The sequence below is a fragment of the Sphingobium limneticum genome (assembly GCF_008710155.1).
In the GTDB taxonomy this organism is placed as follows: domain Bacteria; phylum Pseudomonadota; class Alphaproteobacteria; order Sphingomonadales; family Sphingomonadaceae; genus Sphingobium; species Sphingobium limneticum.
This window is the reverse complement of the sequence record NZ_VYPZ01000003.1, coordinates 1-18,889: the sequence shown is the minus strand read 5'-3', so window position 1 is coordinate 18,889 and position 18,889 is coordinate 1. Positions and strand designations below refer to the sequence as shown.

The 18,889-nt window shown below is 62.4% G+C and carries 16 protein-coding genes; 7 read left to right on the top strand and 9 right to left on the bottom strand.

All coding sequences use genetic code 11. The features are described from left to right. Positions 1 to 358: 358 nt before the first annotated feature. From F4U94_RS04785 to F4U94_RS04775, 3 genes are all read right to left on the bottom strand, one after another. Complete coding sequence (locus F4U94_RS04785; protein WP_120250165.1) at positions 359 to 1,405, bottom strand: aromatic ring-hydroxylating oxygenase subunit alpha; 1,047 nt, start codon at positions 1,403 to 1,405, stop codon at positions 359 to 361. 160 nt (positions 1,406 to 1,565) lie between these two features. Continuing rightward, a complete protein-coding gene (locus tag F4U94_RS04780; RefSeq protein WP_120250166.1) occupies positions 1,566 to 2,345 on the bottom strand; it encodes an SDR family NAD(P)-dependent oxidoreductase in 780 nt (259 codons plus the stop codon). A gap of 65 nt (positions 2,346 to 2,410) precedes the next feature. After that, positions 2,411 to 4,669: a TonB-dependent receptor gene (locus F4U94_RS04775; protein WP_120250167.1), complete on the bottom strand. Its 2,259-nt coding sequence runs from the start codon at positions 4,667 to 4,669 to the stop codon at positions 2,411 to 2,413. Positions 4,670 to 4,915: 246 nt separating this feature from the next. Between F4U94_RS04775 and F4U94_RS04770 the strand changes: the two genes are divergently transcribed. The 5 genes from F4U94_RS04770 to F4U94_RS04750 all read left to right on the top strand — a co-directional run bounded on the left by F4U94_RS04770 (position 4,916) and on the right by F4U94_RS04750 (position 11,861). Continuing rightward, positions 4,916 to 6,229, top strand: coding sequence for a Rieske 2Fe-2S domain-containing protein (locus tag F4U94_RS04770; RefSeq protein WP_232015954.1), 1,314 nt, complete (start codon positions 4,916 to 4,918; stop codon positions 6,227 to 6,229). Between the two features lie 148 nt (positions 6,230 to 6,377). After that, entirely contained in the window at positions 6,378 to 7,310 is a 933-nt protein-coding gene (locus F4U94_RS04765) for a PDR/VanB family oxidoreductase (protein WP_120250169.1), read from the top strand. Between the two features lie 74 nt (positions 7,311 to 7,384). Continuing rightward, the gene (locus tag F4U94_RS04760) at positions 7,385 to 8,734 is read left to right on the top strand and encodes an MFS transporter (protein ID WP_232015956.1); all 1,350 of its coding nucleotides are present in this window, start codon (positions 7,385 to 7,387) and stop codon (positions 8,732 to 8,734) included. Next, positions 8,731 to 10,356, top strand: a complete 1,626-nt coding sequence (locus F4U94_RS04755; protein ID WP_120250170.1) for a GMC family oxidoreductase — start codon at positions 8,731 to 8,733, stop codon at positions 10,354 to 10,356. Before F4U94_RS04760 ends, F4U94_RS04755 begins: the two co-directional genes overlap by 4 nt. Positions 10,357 to 10,373: 17 nt before the next feature. After that, positions 10,374 to 11,861, top strand: a complete 1,488-nt coding sequence (locus F4U94_RS04750) for an aldehyde dehydrogenase family protein (protein ID WP_120250171.1) — start codon at positions 10,374 to 10,376, stop codon at positions 11,859 to 11,861. A gap of 96 nt (positions 11,862 to 11,957) precedes the next feature. Here F4U94_RS04750 and F4U94_RS04745 read toward each other — a convergent pair whose 3' ends face one another. From F4U94_RS04745 to F4U94_RS04735, 4 genes are all read right to left on the bottom strand, one after another. Then, positions 11,958 to 12,188: a hypothetical protein gene (locus F4U94_RS04745; RefSeq protein WP_120250172.1), complete on the bottom strand. Its 231-nt coding sequence runs from the start codon at positions 12,186 to 12,188 to the stop codon at positions 11,958 to 11,960. Between the two features lie 16 nt (positions 12,189 to 12,204). Continuing rightward, complete coding sequence (locus F4U94_RS25325) at positions 12,205 to 12,333, bottom strand: hypothetical protein (protein WP_269462532.1); 129 nt, start codon at positions 12,331 to 12,333, stop codon at positions 12,205 to 12,207. Positions 12,334 to 12,381: 48 nt separating this feature from the next. Further along, positions 12,382 to 13,293: a beta-1,6-N-acetylglucosaminyltransferase gene (locus tag F4U94_RS04740; protein WP_120250173.1), complete on the bottom strand. Its 912-nt coding sequence runs from the start codon at positions 13,291 to 13,293 to the stop codon at positions 12,382 to 12,384. A 354-nt stretch (positions 13,294 to 13,647) separates the two neighbouring features. Beyond that, positions 13,648 to 14,880, bottom strand: coding sequence for a LysR family transcriptional regulator (locus F4U94_RS04735; RefSeq protein WP_120250174.1), 1,233 nt, complete (start codon positions 14,878 to 14,880; stop codon positions 13,648 to 13,650). A 152-nt stretch (positions 14,881 to 15,032) separates the two neighbouring features. Here F4U94_RS04735 and F4U94_RS04730 point away from each other — a divergent pair, with 152 nt between their 5' ends. Then, positions 15,033 to 16,172, top strand: coding sequence for an acyl-CoA dehydrogenase family protein (locus F4U94_RS04730; RefSeq protein ID WP_120250175.1), 1,140 nt, complete (start codon positions 15,033 to 15,035; stop codon positions 16,170 to 16,172). 38 nt (positions 16,173 to 16,210) lie between these two features. On the opposite strand, the gene F4U94_RS04725 is transcribed toward F4U94_RS04730, so the two are convergent. Both F4U94_RS04725 and F4U94_RS04720 read right to left on the bottom strand, forming a co-directional pair. Further along, a complete protein-coding gene (locus F4U94_RS04725) occupies positions 16,211 to 17,401 on the bottom strand; it encodes a CaiB/BaiF CoA transferase family protein (protein WP_120250176.1) in 1,191 nt (396 codons plus the stop codon). A 69-nt stretch (positions 17,402 to 17,470) separates the two neighbouring features. Further along, positions 17,471 to 18,310, bottom strand: coding sequence for a FadR/GntR family transcriptional regulator (locus tag F4U94_RS04720; protein WP_249042028.1), 840 nt, complete (start codon positions 18,308 to 18,310; stop codon positions 17,471 to 17,473). A 56-nt stretch (positions 18,311 to 18,366) separates the two neighbouring features. Here F4U94_RS04720 and F4U94_RS04715 point away from each other — a divergent pair. Further along, positions 18,367 to 18,889 (top strand): electron transfer flavoprotein subunit beta/FixA family protein (locus F4U94_RS04715; protein ID WP_150411851.1); only part of this gene is annotated, 523 nt, incomplete at its 3' end.

Here is an 18,889-nt window from a genome sequence, read left to right as displayed (position 1 = left end):
AGCAACCACAACAATATGCCCTTGCCCATGTCAGTCTCTCCTTACTGTATAAGGATCAAACCCTTGAATGGGCAGGGATGTTCCGCCGCGTAGACAGCGGCCATGAAGGTGCCTGCGTCCCTGACCCGGTGAGGTCCGCAGATCGGGATATATCCTGTTTGCGCATGGCGCCCGTCACCGCAAGCGGTCGGCTTGGCCAAGTTGCGGATCTATCCGTTCAGGATGCAAATCGGGGCGGGAAGCTGCCCATGCCCCCTCGCTCCAAAATGCACGGTCGATGCGGACATCCTCACAGCGGCGCGCACCGCAACGGGTAAGCCACTCATCTGCCTGTCATGCGCTGGATAGACGCCGGGCGTCACTCCGCCGCAATCACGCCCTCATGTTCCGCCTCGAACAAGGCGCTCAGTACGCGGCGGGCCTGGTTGACCGCACCATCGCTGGCTATGCCGACAAAGGCGCGCTCCGGCTCGTCATCAATCCGCGCCTGCTGCGCTTGCAACGTTTCCTCATCCTCCGTGATCGTGTCGAAAAACTGGTCGAACAACACGTCCGGCACACCGCTTTCCTTGGGCGCGGTGGTGCAGATGGTCCACAGATAGTGGCTCGTCGTCTCGGTTTCCGGGGTGATGAAATGATTGTTCGCCAGCATGAAGCCATGGTCGCGCTTGCCCTCATAGGCGCCCGTACCCGCATCGCAGCCACCGGCGTTGACGCGGCAGGTCATGCCGATACCGGGGTTGAAGCGCACTTCCTGCCAGCGATCTACCCGCCCCTTGAAGCCGCCCGCATCGACATAGGATTTGGGCGGGATGCTGTTGGGCATCTTGCGCAGCAGCGTAACCTTGCGCCCGTCAAACTCGACCTTGGTATCCGCGCCATAATGCTGCTCGGGATTGCCGCCGATCGTGCGCGCATGGATATAGGGGACATGGGTCAGGTCCATGATATTGTCGATGATCAGCTGCCAATTGGCCTTCACCGGGAAATTATAGGGCCGCCACGTCCATTTGGGATCGTCATGCTCGGGATTGTCGACGATGATCGACGGATCGGCCAGCGCGGGTTCGCCCATCCAGATCCAGATCAGATGATCCTTCTCGACCACCGGATAATAGCGCACATTGGCGGCCGGCGGGATGCGGGTCTGGTTGGGAATGCGGGTGCAGGCGCCCCGCTTGTCGAACTCGACACCATGATAGCAGCAGCGGATGATTTCGCCTTCGACATGACCGGCAGACAGCGGCATGGCGCGGTGGCTGCACCGATCCTCCAGCGCGGCGACCTCACCGGTTTCGGTGCGGAACAGGACGACGGGTTTGTTCAGATATTTGCGGCCCAGCGTCTTGCCGGGGGCAATGTCGGCGGCGAAGGCGGCCACATACCAGGCGTTATAAATGAACATCCGACTCTCCTTACCCTGGCCGATAGCGTTGCCGGCCTCATTTGCTGTTGTGCCGTAAATATGCCGCGCGCACCGGCCCAGCCAATCGCTATGCGATAATGCCATAAGATTAGCGGGATGAGCGATAAGATTAGCGGACCGATCACCCGCTTTCCCAATGTCAGCGCAGGTACAACCCGCCATTCATGTCCAGCGTCGCGCCCACGAAAAAGCCACCCCGGTCCGATGCCAGCAGCGCCGCCGCCGCCGCAATCTCGCTGACCGCCATGAAGCGGCCGACCGGCACCTCGCCCTCCACCCGTGCAATCTGTTCGGCGGACAGACGCGCCTTGGCGGTGTCGATCGGGCCGGGCGCGATGGCGTTCACGGTGACACCGGTCCCGGCCAGATAGCGGGCGAAATATTTGGTCAGCATGATCGCCCCCGCCTTGGACGCGGCATAATGGGGCGAGGCGACCGTCCCGCCATTCTGCCCGGCCAGCGATGTGATGTTGACGATGCGGCCATAGCCATGGTCGCGCATATGTTCGGAAAAAATCTGGCAGCTCAGGAACACGCTGCGCATGTTGATCTGGACGATCGCGTCGAATTCTTCGGGGGTGATATCCTGCGTCGGGGTGCGTTTGGCGAACCCGGCATTGTTGACGACGATATCGACCTTGCCCCATTCCGCCACGATCCGGTCGCGCGCGGCAAGAAACTGCGCTTTCTCCCGCACGTCGAGCGGCAGGGCGATGGCGCTCGCGCCGCTTGGGTCCAGCGAATCCGCCACCTGCTGCGCCACGGCCAGATCGACGTCGCTGACCGCCACCTTGCCGCCGCCGGCATGGATTTCCCGCGCGATCGCCTCCCCCACGCCTCGCCCGCCGCCGGTGATGAGCGCCGTCCGCCCAGCGAAGGAGAAGCTGCCGTTAGCAGGCAAATCGAAATGTTCGGCCATGATCCGTCCTGATACTGAAAAGAAAAAGGGGGAGGCTGCACCCTCCCCCCGTAACGCCTTTGGGCTTACGGCCTGATGGAGAGGGTCAGGCCATAGGTGCGCGGCGTGTTGGTGAAGATCTTCCAATAGGTGGTGCCGTTACCCGGCACCGCCAGGAAGGCGGTGATGTCGTCGGCATTGACGATCTGATAGTTGTTGGTGAGGTTCTTGCCCCAGACGCCCAATGTCCAGCGGCCATCGGCGGACTCATAATTGAGTCGCGCATTCAGCGTCCGCCCCTTGGTATCGTTGTGCAGATTTTCGTACAGGCGCAGCGTGTTGGCATCGTCCGTCGAAATACGGCTGGAATAGTTGAAGTCGGCCTGCGGTATCAGCTTGGCGCCATTGCCCATCGCCAGGTCGTAGCTGGCGCCGAGCGTGAAGCTGTCGCGCGGCGCGAATTTGGCCGGATTGCCCGAATAGTCGAGATTGACCAGCGGATCGCGCAGATCGGTATAGGTACCGATCAGATGCGTGTAGTTGCCGGTCAGGCGCAGCCCGTCGATCGGCCGGACCACGGATTCGACCTCCCACCCCTTCATTTCCAGCGTGCCGTTGTAGGTATGGGCGATCCCGCCCGCGCCCGAGAAGTTCTGGAGATTCTTGGTCTTCTGCTTGAACAGCGCGACGTTGAAATCGAGCATGTTGTTGAACAGCCGCGTCTTGGCCCCGATTTCGTAATTCTGCGCCTTTTCCGGCTCCAACGGAATGGTCGGGTTGCGATAGGCATTGTCGACGAACCCGCCGGACTTGAAGCCCTTCGCCCAGGTCGCATAGAGATTCACATTGTCGATCGGCTCATATTTCAGCGTCACGCGCGGGGTGAAGGCGTTCCAGGTCTTGCCGCCCGACGCCAGCACTTCGCCGGGAAAGCCGAAGCCGGGGATCGTCCCCGCATCGGTGGTCGAGAAGGCATGATAGTCGATCTTCTTGCGGTCCGATGTGTAGCGACCGCCGGCCACCAGCGAGAGCCGATCGGTGACCTCGAACGTGCCTTCGCCGAACACCGCAAAACTGCGGACATTGCCGTCCTGAACGCGGGTGATGTTGGTGATGTTGGGGTTCCGGCGGACGGATGCCGGCACGGCCGATCCGGGCAACGGGCTGTAATTGAAGATGTTGGTGGTCGATACGTCGGCCGACAGATAATAGGCGCCCACCACATAGGAGAAGCGACCCGGCGCGGAGGCGAAACGCACTTCCTGCGTGAAGCTCCTGTTCTTCACCACCTGCCGGCGGTCGAACACCGGCACCTGCGTGGCGACCGGCACGTCGTCGTTGGTCGCGTGGCTGTCATTCAGGCGATAGCCGGTGATCGCGGTCAGCGTGCCGCCCAGCACGTCCAGATCGCCGCGCAGATAACCGCCGCGCAACCGCTGGCGATAGGGCGAGCGGGAGAAATCATTGTTCGTCCATTTGCCATCGTCAAAGTCGCCGAAGGTCGCCGGAATGCGCTGCACCCCGCCAATGCCCAGGCCGATCGCACCGCCATTGCCTTCGGTATAGCTATAGTCGCCCGACAGGACGATCTTGAGCGTGTCGGTCGGCTGGTACAGCAGCTTGCCGCGCATGGCGACGCCGTCGGTCTTGCCATAGCTGCCCTTCTGGTTGGGCGTGTCGATCAGGCCGTTGGACGTTTCCGTGCTGAACGATGCGCGAAACGCCAGCTTGTCGTCCACCAGCATGCCATTCACCATGCCTTCGGTGCGGACATAGGCGCCATTGCCCGCCGTCACCTGGCCGTACCAGTCTTCCTTCATTTCGGGATTGTTGGTGATGACCGCGATCGCGCCACCCACCACGTTGCGGCCGAACAATGTGCCCTGCGGCCCGCGCAGCACTTCCACGCGCTGAATGTCGTAGAAGTTGGCGTTCAGGTCGTTGTTGAACACATAATAGACGTCGTCCATGAAATAGGCGACCGGCGTGTCCAGCGTGGCCGTGCGGAACGTCGACACATTGCCGCGGATCGCGACGATCGACAACGACTTGTCGGACGTGTTGACGGTGATGCCCGGCATCTGCTGCGTCAGGGCGGTGGGGCTGAATACCTGAGTCTTGCGCAAATCTTCGCCGCCAAAGGCCGCGATCGAGAAAGGCACTTCCCGCACCGTCGATTCGCGACGCTGCGCCGTTACGATAATGTCCCCGCTGACCGATTGCTGCGGCGCACCTTCCTGCGGCGCGGTGGCATCCGCCTGCGCCATGGCCGGCGCGCTGACGCCGATCATCAGGGCGCCCAGAACGGCGCCGATGGCGGTGGAGGTGTGGATTTTGAACGGCATGAAAAGCGTCTCCCCTGGGATGTGAGCGGCTTGCCTGCCGCCTTGGTAGAGGGGTGAAGCAGCAAATTTCTTCGCCGCACAATAGCTTCGTCCCGATTTTTGAATGGTACGACCATATTCCGATTGGGGTCGTCGTTCGCCAACGTCTAGCGAGGAGATAGCAGATGCAACGAACGGCGGCGGCATTGGCGGGTTTCCCGCGAAGGACCGACCGTCCAACAGGGTAGTGTAGGAAGAGCCTGAACCATGCAGTCCAGTGATAGCGCAGACCTGACCAAAGTTGGTCCCGGAACCGTGATGGGCAATTTCATGCGGCAATATTGGTTGCCCGCTTGCCTGTCTTCCGAAGTGCAGAGCGATGGCGATCCGGTCCGCCTGATGATCCTGTGCGAAAAGCTGATCGCCTTCCGCGACAGTTCGGGTCGCGTCGGCATCATGGACCATCGCTGCCCGCATCGCTGCGCGTCGCTCTTCATCGGCCGCAACGAGCAGAACGGCATCCGCTGCGTCTATCATGGCTGGAAGTTCGACGTGGACGGCAAATGCGTCGACATGCCCTCCGTCCCCGCCCGCATGGATTTCAAGGAAAAGGTCCATGCCAAGGCGTACAAGACCCATGAGGCCAACGGCCTGATCTGGGTCTATATGGGGCAGGATCAGGCAAACCCGCCGCCGCTGCCGGAAATCGAAGCGACGATGCACCCGGACGCCGAAATCTGGTGCCTGCAACGCGATTGCAACTGGCTTCAGGCGCTGGAAGGCGACATCGATACCAGCCATGTCGGCTTCCTGCATGTCGGCGGGATCGAAGCGGACGATCTGGAACCCGATCATCCGATGCGTCCGACCGTGCTGGACCGCGCGCCGGAATATGAAGTGGCCCAGTCCGACTGGGGCGTCATGTATGGCGGCTATCGCCCCAATGACGATGGCCAGATGAGCTGGCGCGTCGCCCATTATATGTTCCCGATGTGGACGCAGACGCCGAACAACCGTTTCGCCACCCGCGCCATCGCTCGCGCCTGGGTGCCGATGGACGACGAACATTCGATGCTGTTCGACATCACCTGCGGCGTGGATGCCGGCAACCCGGCCTATAATTCGACGCTAAAGGACGGCACGCCGCTGTTCGACCAGATCAGCTATGCGCCCAACACGACCGACTGGTTCGGCCGCTGGCGCTCGACCGACAGCGAAGCGAACGACTGGGCGATCGACCGGGAATCGCAGCGCAACGGCCATCAGTTCACCGGCATCCCCAACATCACGATGCAGGATCAGGCCGTGACCGAAAGCATGGGGCCGGTCACCGACCACAGCTTCGAAAACCTGGCGCCGACCGACCAGATGATCGCCCGCGTCCGCCGCCGCGTGCTGCTGGCCGCCCGTGCCTTCGCCAACAAGGGCGTCGTGCCGCCGGGTATCGAAAATCCCGGCGTCTTCTACCGCGCCCGCGCCGGCTCCTTCCTGCACGATCCCAGCGATAGCCTGCAAAATGCCTATGAAACGGCCTTGGCAAAAGCGGTGCGCTGGCCCGAGAAGGTGGAAGCGGCAGAGTGAGCCGAACCGGCGGCCGGCACGATCCATGTGCCAGGCCGCCCCGAATGAGAGGACATAAGGTGACGAGACGCATTGCGATCCGCACCGGGCGCCTATCCATTGCGCACCGGCCGGATCAAGAGACGCATCGCGCCAAGGAGAGTGTGTGATGCAGGTACGTATTCGGACCATCCGTTGGGAAGCGGACGGGATCAACAGCTATATTCTGGAACCGGTCGGCGGTGGCATGATGCCCGCGTTCGAACCCGGCGCCCATGTCGACCTCCAGCTGGAAAAAGGGCTGGCGCGCAGCTATTCGCTGGTCAACGATCCCGCCATTCGCGGCTATTATGAAATCGCCGTCCATCACGCGATCGACGGTCGCGGCGGATCGCGCCACATCCATGAACAATGGCGCGTCGGCCAGATCGTGGAAATGTCGGAGCCGAAGAACAACTTCCCCATGGTCGAGGACGCCAGCCACACGGTGCTGGTCGCCGGCGGCATCGGCATCACGCCCATGCTGCCCATGATCGCGCGGCTGGAAAAGCTCGGCCGCAGCTGGGAATTGCATTATGTCGCCGCCAGCCCGGATCGCGCCGCCTATGTCGATCGGGTCGAGGACTATGACCGGGTCGAAATCGCCTATGATGGCGTGCCGGGCGGTCAGCGGCTGGACCTGAAGGCCATTTGCGGCCGCGCCCCGGCCGACGCGCACCTCTATTGCTGTGGCCCGACCGGCATGCTGGACGCGTTCGTCGCGACCAATGCCGACCGGCCCAAGGGCCACGCCCATATCGAATATTTCTCCGCCGAAACCGAACTGGCGACCGATGGCGGCTACACGCTGGAACTCGTCAAGAGCGGCAAGACCATCGCGGTCGAGGAAGGCGAAACGATGTTGGACGCGCTGCTGATGGCGGGCGTCGATATCGGCTTCGCCTGTTCGGAAGGGATTTGCGGCACCTGCCAGGTGAAGGTGCTGGACGGCGTGCCCGACCATCGCGACCATTTCCTGACCGATGAGGAAAAGGCGGCGAACAAGCTGATCATGGTCTGCTGCTCGGGCGCAAAGACCGCCAATCTGGTTCTGGACATATAAGGGTAAGTGCGCGGCCCAAGGGTAAGGGCCGCGATGACGGATAACAGGGCAAAAGCCCATTGAGGAGAAGCCTTTTGGCAGGGATCGCGTTGGAGCCGGAAGGCAAGGGCATGCTGGACGCATTGCCCCTGTCCTCCTTTCAGGTCTGGGCTGTGCTGATGATCGCCGCTACCGTCGTGCTGGACGGTCTGGACAATCAGATGCTGGGCCTTGCCGCCCCGTCCCTGCTGAAGGAATGGAATATCAGCCGCGACGCGCTGGGTTTCGTCTTCGCGCTGGGTTTTGTCGGCATGGCCATCGGCACGCTGACATCCGGCTTCATCGGTGATCGCTTCGGCCGGCGCGGGGCTTTGCTGATCGGCGTCGCCATCTTTGGCGTGGCCACGCTCGCCACCGGCTTTTCGGTCGAACTGTGGCATGTCGCCCTACTCAAGACGCTGGCCGGCATCGGTCTGGGCGGCGTGCCCGGCACGGCTAGCGCGATGATCGCGGAATTCACCCCCGCCCGCTGGCGCAGCGTCGCCGTCACTTTCGGCGTGGTGTGCGTGTCGATCGGCGGCATATTGGGCGGCGTCGCGGCCGCCGCGATCCTGCCGGTGCTGGGCTGGCGCTGGCTCTTCTATCTGGGCGGCCTGCTGACCATGGCCTTTGTCGCCCTGCTCTGGTTCATCCTGCCGGAATCGCCTCGCTATCTGGCCGAACGGCCCGATCGTCGCGCGGAACTGGACGCGATCCTGCGCCGCATCGCCCATCCCGATCCGGCATCCGTCCGACCGGCGGAGAAGGTGGACGGGAAAGCCCCCTACACCCCGTTCAGCGCCTTGCTGAAAGGCACCATGTTGCGCGACAGCCTGGCCCTCAGCCTCGCCATGTTCTCGGGCATGTTCATGATCTATCTCATGTTCAACTGGGCGCCGACCATGCTCTTCAGCGCCGGCTTCGGGCTTCAAACCGCCAGCCTTGGCCTGACCAGCTTCAACCTGGGCGGCACGATCGGCGCGATGTTCGCCAGCCTCGCGATCATCCGTTTCGGATCGCGCCCCACGCTGATCCTGATGGCGATCACCGGCGCAGGCGTCTGTGCATTGCTGGCGCTGCTCCCTATCGACGGCGGGCGTAACGAGCCGGCGGTGCTGGCCGCGCTCGGCGCGCTCGGCCTGTTTGCCAGCGCCGCGCAATCGGCCATGTTCGCGGTCGGCGCCCACGCCTTCCCGACCGCCGTGCGCGCCCGTGGCCTTGGCCTGATGGGGGCCGCCGGTCGCGCTGGCGCGATCGTCAGTGCCGTGTCCGGCGCCACCTTGATCGGCGGCGGGAATATGGGCTTTTTCGGCGTCTTGGCCGCGCTGATGCTGGTCAACGCCCTTGGTTTCATCGCCGTGCGGGGCCATGTCCCCCGCCTCGGCCGGCAGGATGCACGCGCATGAGCGACTATGACTATATCGTGATCGGTTCCGGTTCGGCGGGCAGCCTGATGGCCAATCGCCTGTCCGCCGACCCGGCCAACCGCGTCGCCCTGATCGAAGCCGGCCCTTCCGACCGCAATTGGCCGGTCAATATCAAGACCGCCATGCCAGTCGGCAACATCTTCCTGCTGCCGCACGAAAAATATAATTGGAAACAGTCGCTGGCCGGCAACGACGCCGTCAATAATCGCCAGATCAACTTTCCGCGCGGCAAATTGTTCGGCGGATGCAGCGCCATCAATGGTGGCGTCTATATTCGCGGGCAAAAGGCGGATTATGATGGATGGGCCGATGCCGGCAATGCCGGCTGGTCCCATGACGACGTTCTGCCCGCGTTCAAGGCCGTCGAAAATTACCATGGCCCCGACCAGCCCTGGCACGGCAAGGGCGGCGAACTGGACGTGGAAAAGCCCAAAAGCTGGAACCCCATCGCCACCGCCATCGTGGACGCCGCCGCGCAGGCCGGCCATCATCGCAACGCAGATTTTGCAGGGGAACGGCAGGACGGCTTTGGCCGCTACGACCTCAACCAGCGCAACGGCACCCGCCTGTCCAGCGCCCGCGCCTTCCTCCATCCCGCGCTGCGGCGCGAGAATCTGACAGTTCTCGACGAGACCATGGTGCGCCGCATCCTCTTCGATCGTGGCCGCGCCAGCGGCATCGAGGTCGAGAAGAATGGCGCTCGCCGCATCCTCACCGCGCGGCGCGAAATCATCCTGTGCGCCGGCGCGACCAACTCGCCGCAACTGCTGATGCTCTCGGGCATCGGGCCGCAGGATCATCTGCGCGACATGGGCATCGTCCTGGTCCATCACCTGCCCGGTGTCGGCCAGCATTTGCAGGACCATCCGACCGTCCATGTCGCGATGGAAAATCCTTCTGCGCAAGCCTACGCTATCTCGCCCAAGGCGCTGCCCCGCATCCTCGCCAGCCCGTTCCGCTACCTCTTCAACCGCACCGGCATGCTCGCCTCCAACGTCGCCGAATGCGGCGGCTTCCTCTGCACCGACGGCAGCGGCCGGCCGGATATCCAGATCACCTTCCTGGTCGGATTGAAGATCGACGCCCGCTCGGTCCCGCGCCGCCATGGCTATATGGCGCTGATCCAGCTGCTCCGTCCCAAAAGCGCCGGATCGGTCCGTCTCGCCAGCAACCGGCCAGAGGACAAGCCGATCATCAGCCCCAATTTCTTCGCCGACCCCTACGACATGAAGACGTTGATCGCCGGCTTCCGCGAAGCCCGCCGCATCTTCGCCCAGCCGGCACTGGCCGCCATGACCGGTGACGAAATAGAACCCGGCGCCCAGCATCAGAGCGATGCCGAAATCGACGCGGCCCTGCGCCGGATCGTCAATACCGCCTACCACCCGACCGGCACAGCCAAGATGGGGCCGGACAGCGACCCCATGGCCGTGGTCGACAATCGCCTGCGCGTGCGCGGCGTCGCCGGCCTGCGCGTCGTAGACGCCTCGGTCATGCCGGAAATCATCAGCGGCAACACCAGCGCGCCCACGATGATGATCGCCGAACGCGCCGCCCGCTTCATCCTCGAAGACGCCCTTCGATCCAATATCGCCGCCTGACCGGCCCGGAGAGACTTATGACCATCACCACCATTCCGCCCCGTCCTGCCCTGCTCGACCGGCCCGAACAGGATATGCTGATCGGCGGCCAGCGCGTGCCCGCCTTGTCTGGCAAGCGGTTGGAAACCCGCAACCCCGCAACCGGCGAATTGCTGGCACTGGTGGCGCAGGGCGGCGCGGAAGATGTCGATCGCGCGGTCAAGGCCGCCCGCGCCGCGCTCACCGGTCCATGGAGCCGCATGAAGGGCGCGGAACGGCAACGCATCATGCTGCGTCTCGCCGATCTGGTGGAGGCCCATTATGAAGAACTGGCGATGCTCGACACGCTGGACCTGGGCGCTCCCTATAGCCGCACCATCCTTGGCAAAGTGCGTGCGGGCAGCCTGCTACGCTATTATGCGGGGCAAGCGACGCTGATCGCCGGCGAAACGCTGGACAATAGCGCGCCCGGTGATGTCCTGTCCCATACGCTGAAGGAACCGATCGGCGTTGTCGCAGCGATCAACCCGTGGAACGGTCCGATCGGCATGTCCGTGTGGAAGGCCGGCCCGGTCCTGGCCAGCGGATGCGCACTCGTCATGAAGCCGGCCGAACAGACGCCGCTGTCCGCCCTGCGCTTTGGCGAACTGTGCCTGGAGGCCGGCGTGCCCGAAGGCGTCATCAACATCCTGACCGGCATGGGCGACGCCGGTGCGGCGCTCTCCAGCCATCCCGGCGTGGACAAGATCGCCTTCACCGGATCAACGGGCGTGGGCGAAAAGATCCTGCACGCCGCCGCCGCCTCCATGAAGCGGGTCACGGTCGAGCTGGGCGGCAAGTCCCCCAATATCGTCTTTGCCGACGCGGATCTGGACAAGGCGGTGCCCGCCGCCGCCATGGCCGTCTTCGCCAATTCGGGCCAGATCTGTTCGGCCGGCACTCGCCTCTTCGTCCAGTCCTCGATCCGGGCCGAGTTCATGGAACGGCTCGCCGCTTTCACGAAAACGATCAAGGTCGGCGATCCGCTGAACCCGGAAACCCAGATCGGCCCGGTCGTCTCCGCGCTTCAGATGGACAAGATATTGGGCTTCATGGACAGCGCCGTGGCGGAGGGCGCCAGTGCGCTGGCCGGTGGCGGCCGCCTGTCGGGCGCCGGCTATGACGACGGCTATTTCCTTGCGCCCACCATCTTCGACAATGTCACCGACGACATGACGATCGCACGGGAGGAGATTTTCGGCCCGGTCCTGTCCGCCTTCTCTTTCGACACGATTGAGGAAGTGCTGGAACGTGCCAACGCTACCCCCTTTGGCCTGGGCAGCGGCGTGTGGACCCGTGACCTCGCCACCGCGCACCGCATGGCGCGCGGCATCAGGGCCGGGTCGGTCTGGGTCAATTGCTACCAGATGCTCGACCCCGGCGTCCCCTTCGGCGGCTATGGCATGAGCGGTTTCGGCCGGGAGTCCGGACCGCACCATATCGAGGATTATCTGGAAACCAAGGCGGTGTGGATCAAGCTGGACTGAAGAAGAGCGGGCGCATTTTTGAAACGGCGGCGGTGGAGTTGCTCCGGCCCGCGCCGTTTCAAATCTGGGCGCCCCTTTTTGAGAAGGGCAAAATCCTTATTCGGCCATTCCCGATTTCGTCTCTAGGGCAAACTCCAGCGCGATGGCAGCGTCGAGTGTGTTGAGTGCCCCCACTCTTGACGCCACTTTCTCAGCCAGAACCGCTTCGACCGCCCACGCCTTGGCCGCCGCCAGCGCGATTTTCCTGCGGTTTTCCAAAGGTTCGCTCAGGGCCTTCCCCCTGTGCAGCGCTTCCTGCTCGCGACAATGCGTCACTGAAATTCTCATGTGCCTTGCTCCTTCCCTACCGCTTCATATGTTCCAGTCCCGGCACGACGCCGCCCTTTTCCGATGGCTTGGATGCGTTGCTCTTGGGCTTTTCCGCCTTGGGCTTGCGAATTTCGCGGTTCGATTTTTTCTGTGACTTGGCCATGCTATTGTCCTTTCAGGACCGGATGAGGGGAAAGCGAAGGGCAGATCTTCAGGCGGCCACGACTTCCCGCACGGCAGTATGAAGCGGGATCGGCGGAGCATAAGCTTTCGCCCGATAGATATTCGCCGCGGGGGATCGCAGATGATTTTCCAGCAAAGTCAGAATGTCCGGATCTTCCTCGGCATCGAATTTCCGCGCGAAAAGATCGCCGCTGCGTTGCAACTGATCCAGATCGGCCCCTTCATAATTGCGCGGGCGCAACTTGATGTCGCCATCGGGCACCCAGTCGATCATGCGCAAATCGTCGTTCATGACGCTGCTCTGATCGCAACTGTTCATCATGACCGTCTGGAAAAAGGCTTCGTCGGCGATGAAGCTGTTACGATAGAATGCCTTGAACCGATCGGCCTGCGGATCATGACAGACAAATTCGCAAAAGCTGCGGGTCACGGCTTTCCATTGCGTGCCGATAAACGGCGTATCGCCCGGCAGATAGGGCCGCGCCACACCCGTCGCCGTCATCACGCCATCCTCCTCCGTGAAGATATGGCTGATCCTGTTCAGCGTGTCGGGGCGTTCCTTGCGCTGGTCCAGCGCGCGAATAAATTGCTTGTCAGGATGAGCGGCAAAAAACTGGCGGATATAATTCTGACTCTTGAGCGGAAAATCCTGCCCCGACAGATTGATATAATGAGTCCAGGACGCATCCATGGAAAGAAGCCGGGCCATGCCGCGCAGTTCGGCGTCAACCAGGCTATATCCACCCCATAGCGCGTTTTTCGGCTCCAGAAGTTCCACCCCCTGGAACGGTTCCAGAAAAGTCGCAATGTCCTTTTCCAGATCTTCGCCCGAACTTTTGTCCACATGGACGACATATTGATTGCCAGGAAGGTAGATCGCCTTGAACAAGCGCTTAAACTGTTCTGGGTAACGATGGACGAGAAGAAAATATGCGATCATTGGGCACGCCTCATCGACTGCGCCATTCGCCGGCTGCCATATGCCCGGAGATGACGACAACTGCCTCCTGCCTCAGGAAAGCCAATCAAATGAATTTCTGATCGTGAAGAGGCAACGCCAGACAGAATTGCGTTTTTTTTAAAAGCAAAGGCGCTTCATATATATGGCGACGCCGCATCGAAATTACAAGAATATCCCCTGGGTGGATATTATGATTTCCATGGTCCGGTTTCGGAAGGGTATTTGCAGATTAATGCGGGTATATCAGGGGTTACGAAATATTTTCTGATATTTTTCTATCTGCCATTTTTGAAATATTAATCGAATTGCCAAGACGCGCAAACCGTCACGGCCCTAGACCCATCCTTCGCCGCGCAACCCAACGACTGCCGCTTCTTCCACGCGCCGCGTAGCCGCGTCCTTCACAAGGTCCAGAAATCGCCGCTGGATCGCGGTCGGGCGCCAGCTACGGCGTGTGGTGATGCCCACCAGGCGGCGACTGGTTTCCAGCGGCGGACCGATTTGGGTCAGCAATCCGCTGCGGATCTGCAACGCCACCTGATCGGGCGACAACAGGGTCAGGAAATGCCCCTCGGTCAACAGCCGACCGATGATCATCACCGACCCGCACTCAATCGGGGTCGCGGGCTGCGGCTGGTCGGCGAACAATTGCTGCCATTGTTCGCGCAGCGGCGAATTGGCCGGCGCGACGATCCAGGGATAGGCAGCCAGTTGCGCCATGGTCGGCGTTGCAACCTGCGCCAGTGGATGGCCGCTACCCGCCGCAATCACCAGCCGGTCCTCCACCAGCGGCATCTGGTAAAGATCGGCAATCTCATAGGGGCGGAGCGCTCCGACGATCATGTCGATCACCCCGTCGCGCAGCGGCTCGACCAGTTCGCGCCAACTACCCTCCAGTACCTTGAACGCCGCGCGCGGTTCCTCCCGCGTCAACCGGCCCATGGCAGCCGGTACCAGATAGGGCCGTGACAGCGGCAGCGCACCAAAGGCGATCAACTCACTGCCGCTGCCGCTATCCAGACCCAGATCGGCGATCGCTGCCGATATTTCCGCCACCGCCAGCCGCGTACCGCGCGCCAGCCGCTTGCCCGCCGGGTTCAGCCACACCACCCGCCCGCGCCGCTCGACCAGCTTGCCGCCGATCATCTGCTCCAGATCGCCGACCGCGCGATGCACCGCCGTCTGCGACAGGCCGGTGCCCTGCGCGGCAGACGCGAAGCTGCCTGCCTCCGCCAACGCCAGGAAGGCACGCAGTTGCGTCATCGTCATCAACCGCTCGGGATGCAGGAACACCGCAGACAGGCCCTTGGCCCCGACCGATAGATGCTCCAGCGCCGCCTGCGCGCGATCGATCACGATTTCGCCCATCGGCGTCGCAATCATGCCGCCCGATCGTCGCTCGAACAGCGTATAGCCAAACTGTCGCTCCAGCTTCGCCAGACCCTGCGTCAGTGCAGGCTGCGACAGGCTGACCGCATCGGCGGCGGCCGTGATGCCGCCATGCTCCCGGATCGCGAGGAGCGCACGCAGGTGCCGCAGGTTGAGATCGAACGGGTCGGTAGACATGGTGGCTGCATCCTAATCCCTCCCACCGGGAACGCCAGCCGGATCGAAATTTTAAATGGACTGACCATTTATCAAATGGTAGGACCATTATAGGCAATACAGCAATTCAGTTGTCCAACTCGTTGTCTCATTCATAAAGGAGGGGAAGCCCCGTGGATTTCGAACTGCCAGACGATATCAAGGAATTTTGCGACGTGACGCGCACCATCGTGCGCGACCTGTTGCCCCATGAAGTCGCATTTCAGGAAACAGGCGTCATCCCGCCGATCGTGCGCCAGACGCTCGTCGATAACGGCTATTTCGGCATGGCCCTGCCCGAAGCCTATGGCGGGCTTGGCCTCGGCGCCTTGGCACAGGCGGCGGTACAGATCGAACTCGCCCGCTTGCCTCCCCAATTCTGGACCGAACTGCGTCCGCTGATGGGACCGGGCGCGAAGAACATCATCTATCATGCCAGTGAGGAACAGCGCGCTGCCCTCCTCCCCGGCATGGCCACGGGTGAAATTCCGATCGCCTTTGCGCTGACCGAACCCAATAGCGGTTCCGATCCGGGTTCGATGCGCACCACCGCTGTCCGCAATGCCGACGGCTGGCGCATCAATGGCAGCAAGACCTTCATTTCCAACGGGAAGAAGGCCAAATATGTCATCGTCTACGCCTATACGGACAAGGCAGCCGGCGCCCGCAACGGCATCTCCGCCTTCCTGATGCCGGCCGATACGCCCGGCTTCTCCGTCACCGGAACGATCGAACTGATGGGCACCGCCTCGCCCGGCGTCTATGAACTCAGCTTCGACGAATGCCAGGTACCGGCCGACGCGCTGCTGGGCGAAGAGGGCCAGGGTTTCCGCTACGCCCTCGAAGGGCTGAATGAAGGCCGGATCAATGTCGGCGCAACGGCGGTCGGCATGGGCGAATATGCGCTGGAACTGGCGATCGAGGAATCGAAGGTGCGTCCGGCCTTTGGCGGCGTCATCTCCGAATTTCAGGCGATCCGCCACTATCTCGCCAATATGGCGACCGACATGCGCGCCGCTCGGCTGATGCTGCTCGACGCCGCCTGGCGCTATGATCAGGGTGACAAGAGCCGCGAACGCGCTTCCATGGCCAAGCTGTTCGCGACCGAAGCGGGCAGCCGCACCGTCGATACCGCCGTCCAGATTTTCGGCGGCAACGGCTACTGCCGCGGCTTTGCGGTGGAGCGCCTCTATCGCGACATCCGCATCACCCGGATCTACGAAGGCTCGTCGGAAATCCAGCGCAACACCATCGCACGCGAATTGCTGCGCTAAACATTGTGGGAGGGGGAGCAATTCCCCTCCCACAATCATCAGATCACTTGCCCGGCCGTCCGCAAGTCCGCGACCGCCTCCTCGGACAATCCCAGCTCTTCCCGCAGCAACGATGCGCCATGTTCGCCCAGCTGCGCCACCAGATCGCGCGGCTGCGCCCGCGAACCGCTCATGCGGAACGGCGGATTGGGCACGGCAAAGGGACCGGCGCCATCATGGATCGTCGTCCAAGCCTCCCGCGCGGCCAGTTGCGGATCGTCCAGCACCGCCGCCATGTCCCGATAGCATGCACATGGCACGCCATGCCGTGACAGGATCGCCTCCGCCTCGGCCGATGTCCGCTCGATCGTCCATTGCTCGGTCAGGCCCAGCAGCGTCGCCCAATTGGCATTGCGATCGGCGTTGGTGCGAAAACGCGGATCATCGCGCCATTCCGGATGCCCCACCGCATCGCTCAACTGCTCGAAATTGCGGGGGCTGGTCGGCGCCACCATGATGAAGCCGTCGCTCGTGCGCAGGGGCGAGTAGAGCGGCCGCCGCGCGCCACCGGGAAATTGCGCTTCCTGCGCCTCGAACACCAGCATGCCGACCATCGCCTCCAGCATCGACAGGTCGATATGCTGCCCCTGACCGGTCTTTTCCCGCTGATAGAGCGCCGCCTGGATCGCGCCGAAGGCATGGGTGCCACCCAGCACATCGGCAACGAAAACGCCACCGGTAGCCGGGCGATCGGCACCATCCTGATAATGGAGATTGACCATGTCGAAACCGCTGGCCGCGTGGATCACCGGCGCATAGGCCGGATGATGCGCTTTCGGCCCCTCCTGCCCATAGCCGGAGATCGAACAATAGATGAGGCGCGGATTGATCGCCGATAGCGTCGCATAATCCAGCCCGAAACGCTGCATCACGCCAGGTCGGAAATTTTCCACAACCACGTCGAACCGCTTGACCAGATCCAGGATGAGCGCGCGAACCTCCGGGGATTTGAGGTTGCAGGCGATCGAGCGCTTGCCCGCGTTCAGATGACCGAAATAGGCACTATGCCCATCGCGCACCGGTGGTCGCGCCCGCACCTGATCGCCTTCCAGCGATTCGATCTTCACCACATCCGCGCCCAGATCGGCCAGCATCCGCGTTGCGAACGGGCCAGCCATCACGCTGGTAAAATCCAGCACGCGCACGTCGGCCAGCGCATCGCCCCTGGTCGCTGCCTGTTCTTCAGCCATGCCTCATCCCCGATAGAACCAAAATGTTGAATGGTCCTACCTATTGCATGACAGTGATGAGCGGTCAATCTAGGCGGGTGCCTTGCCCCGCGCCTTCGCTGCCTTGGCCGGCATGTTTTGCGCCTTGAGCGTCTTGCGGACATGGCGATGCACCCGTTCCAGATGCTTGCGCATCTCCGCTGCGGCGGCATCGGCATCGCGCGCCCGCAAATGGCGAACCAGCTTGAAGCGGGATTCGATCAACGTCTCCTGCAACGTTTCATAATCCGGCCCTTGCACGAATTCATGCAGGATGGCGGACAGCGAATCCACGAAGATGCCGAACATCCGATTCTTCGTCGCGCGCGCCAGCACACGATAATAGGCCGCCGCACATTCGTAGCGCGCCTCTACGTCGCTTTCCTGCCGCGTCCGCTCGGCAATCGCCTCCAGTTCGGCCAGATCGGCGTCGCTCGCCCGCTCGCAGGCCAGCCGGACGATGATATCCTGCGTCGCCAACCGCGCCTCGGTCAGTTCGTCCAGCGATATATTGCCCAGATGCACATAGTCCTGCATCGCCTGCACGATCCGGTCGGGTTCGGCCGACTGGATGAAAGACCCGCCCTTCACGCCCTTCACGTTACGGATGATCCCCGCGACCTCCAGACTGCGCAACGCTTCCCGCAGGGCGCTGCGACTTACCTGAAACTCCGCCGCCAATTCGCGCTCCGCCGGCAGTTTGTCGCCGGTCTTCAATGTGCCCGCCGCCAATTGCGCACGGATCTGCTCGCATATGACCTCGAAGGCGCGTTGCGTCCTGATCGGCGCGAAGTTGGGGATGGCGGACGGCGTTTTCATGTCGGGCGAACCTATAAAGCGAAAATGCACGCTAACCTGCTGCATCGCATCGGGCAATGGTTCGACCAGCATGCTTGACACAGGCACATAAAATTATAATGGTCCGACCATTAAAGGAGGATGTTGAGATGAAGATCCTTGTGCCCGTGAAGCGGGTTATCGATTATAATGTGAAGCCGCGGGTTAAGGCGGATGGTACGGGCGTCGATCTGGCGAACGTGAAGATGAGCATGAACCCGTTCGACGAGATCGCGGTCGAAGAAGCCATCCGCCTGAAGGAAAAGGGCGTGGCGACCGAGGTCGTGGCGGTGTCGATCGGCGTCGCCAAGGCGCAGGATACGCTGCGCACGGCGCTCGCCATGGGCGCGGACCGGGCGATCCTGATCCAGACGGATGACGAGGTCGAGCCGCTGGGCGTCGCCAAGCTGCTCGCCAAGGTGCAGGAAGAAGAAGGCGCTGGCCTCATCATCCTGGGCAAGCAGGCGATCGACGATGACAGCAACCAGACCGGCCAGATGCTGGCCGCGCTGCTGAACCTGCCGCAGGGTACGTTCGCCAGCAAGGTCGAGGTTGTCGATGGCAGCGTCAACGTGACCCGTGAAGTCGATGGCGGACTGGAAACGGTGAAGCTGAACACCCCGGCGATCATCA

Bases quoted from the DNA above. Each gene is read 5' to 3' on its own strand.
- F4U94_RS04785 (WP_120250165.1), bottom strand. From the start codon at position 1,405: ATGTTCATTTATAACGCCTGGTATGTGGCCGCCTTCGCCGCCGACATT.
- F4U94_RS04780 (WP_120250166.1), bottom strand. From the start codon at position 2,345: ATGGCCGAACATTTCGATTTGCCTGCTAACGGCAGCTTCTCCTTCGCT.
- F4U94_RS04775 (WP_120250167.1), bottom strand. From the start codon at position 4,669: ATGCCGTTCAAAATCCACACCTCCACCGCCATCGGCGCCGTTCTGGGC.
- F4U94_RS04770 (WP_232015954.1), top strand. From the start codon at position 4,916: ATGCAGTCCAGTGATAGCGCAGACCTGACCAAAGTTGGTCCCGGAACC.
- F4U94_RS04765 (WP_120250169.1), top strand. From the start codon at position 6,378: ATGCAGGTACGTATTCGGACCATCCGTTGGGAAGCGGACGGGATCAAC.
- F4U94_RS04755 (WP_120250170.1), top strand. From the start codon at position 8,731: ATGAGCGACTATGACTATATCGTGATCGGTTCCGGTTCGGCGGGCAGC.
- F4U94_RS04750 (WP_120250171.1), top strand. From the start codon at position 10,374: ATGACCATCACCACCATTCCGCCCCGTCCTGCCCTGCTCGACCGGCCC.
- F4U94_RS04745 (WP_120250172.1), bottom strand. From the start codon at position 12,188: ATGAGAATTTCAGTGACGCATTGTCGCGAGCAGGAAGCGCTGCACAGG.
- F4U94_RS25325 (WP_269462532.1), bottom strand. From the start codon at position 12,333: ATGGCCAAGTCACAGAAAAAATCGAACCGCGAAATTCGCAAGCCCAAG.
- F4U94_RS04740 (WP_120250173.1), bottom strand. From the start codon at position 13,293: ATGATCGCATATTTTCTTCTCGTCCATCGTTACCCAGAACAGTTTAAG.
- F4U94_RS04735 (WP_120250174.1), bottom strand. From the start codon at position 14,880: ATGTCTACCGACCCGTTCGATCTCAACCTGCGGCACCTGCGTGCGCTC.
- F4U94_RS04725 (WP_120250176.1), bottom strand. From the start codon at position 17,401: ATGGCTGAAGAACAGGCAGCGACCAGGGGCGATGCGCTGGCCGACGTG.
- F4U94_RS04720 (WP_249042028.1), bottom strand. From the start codon at position 18,310: ATGCTGGTCGAACCATTGCCCGATGCGATGCAGCAGGTTAGCGTGCAT.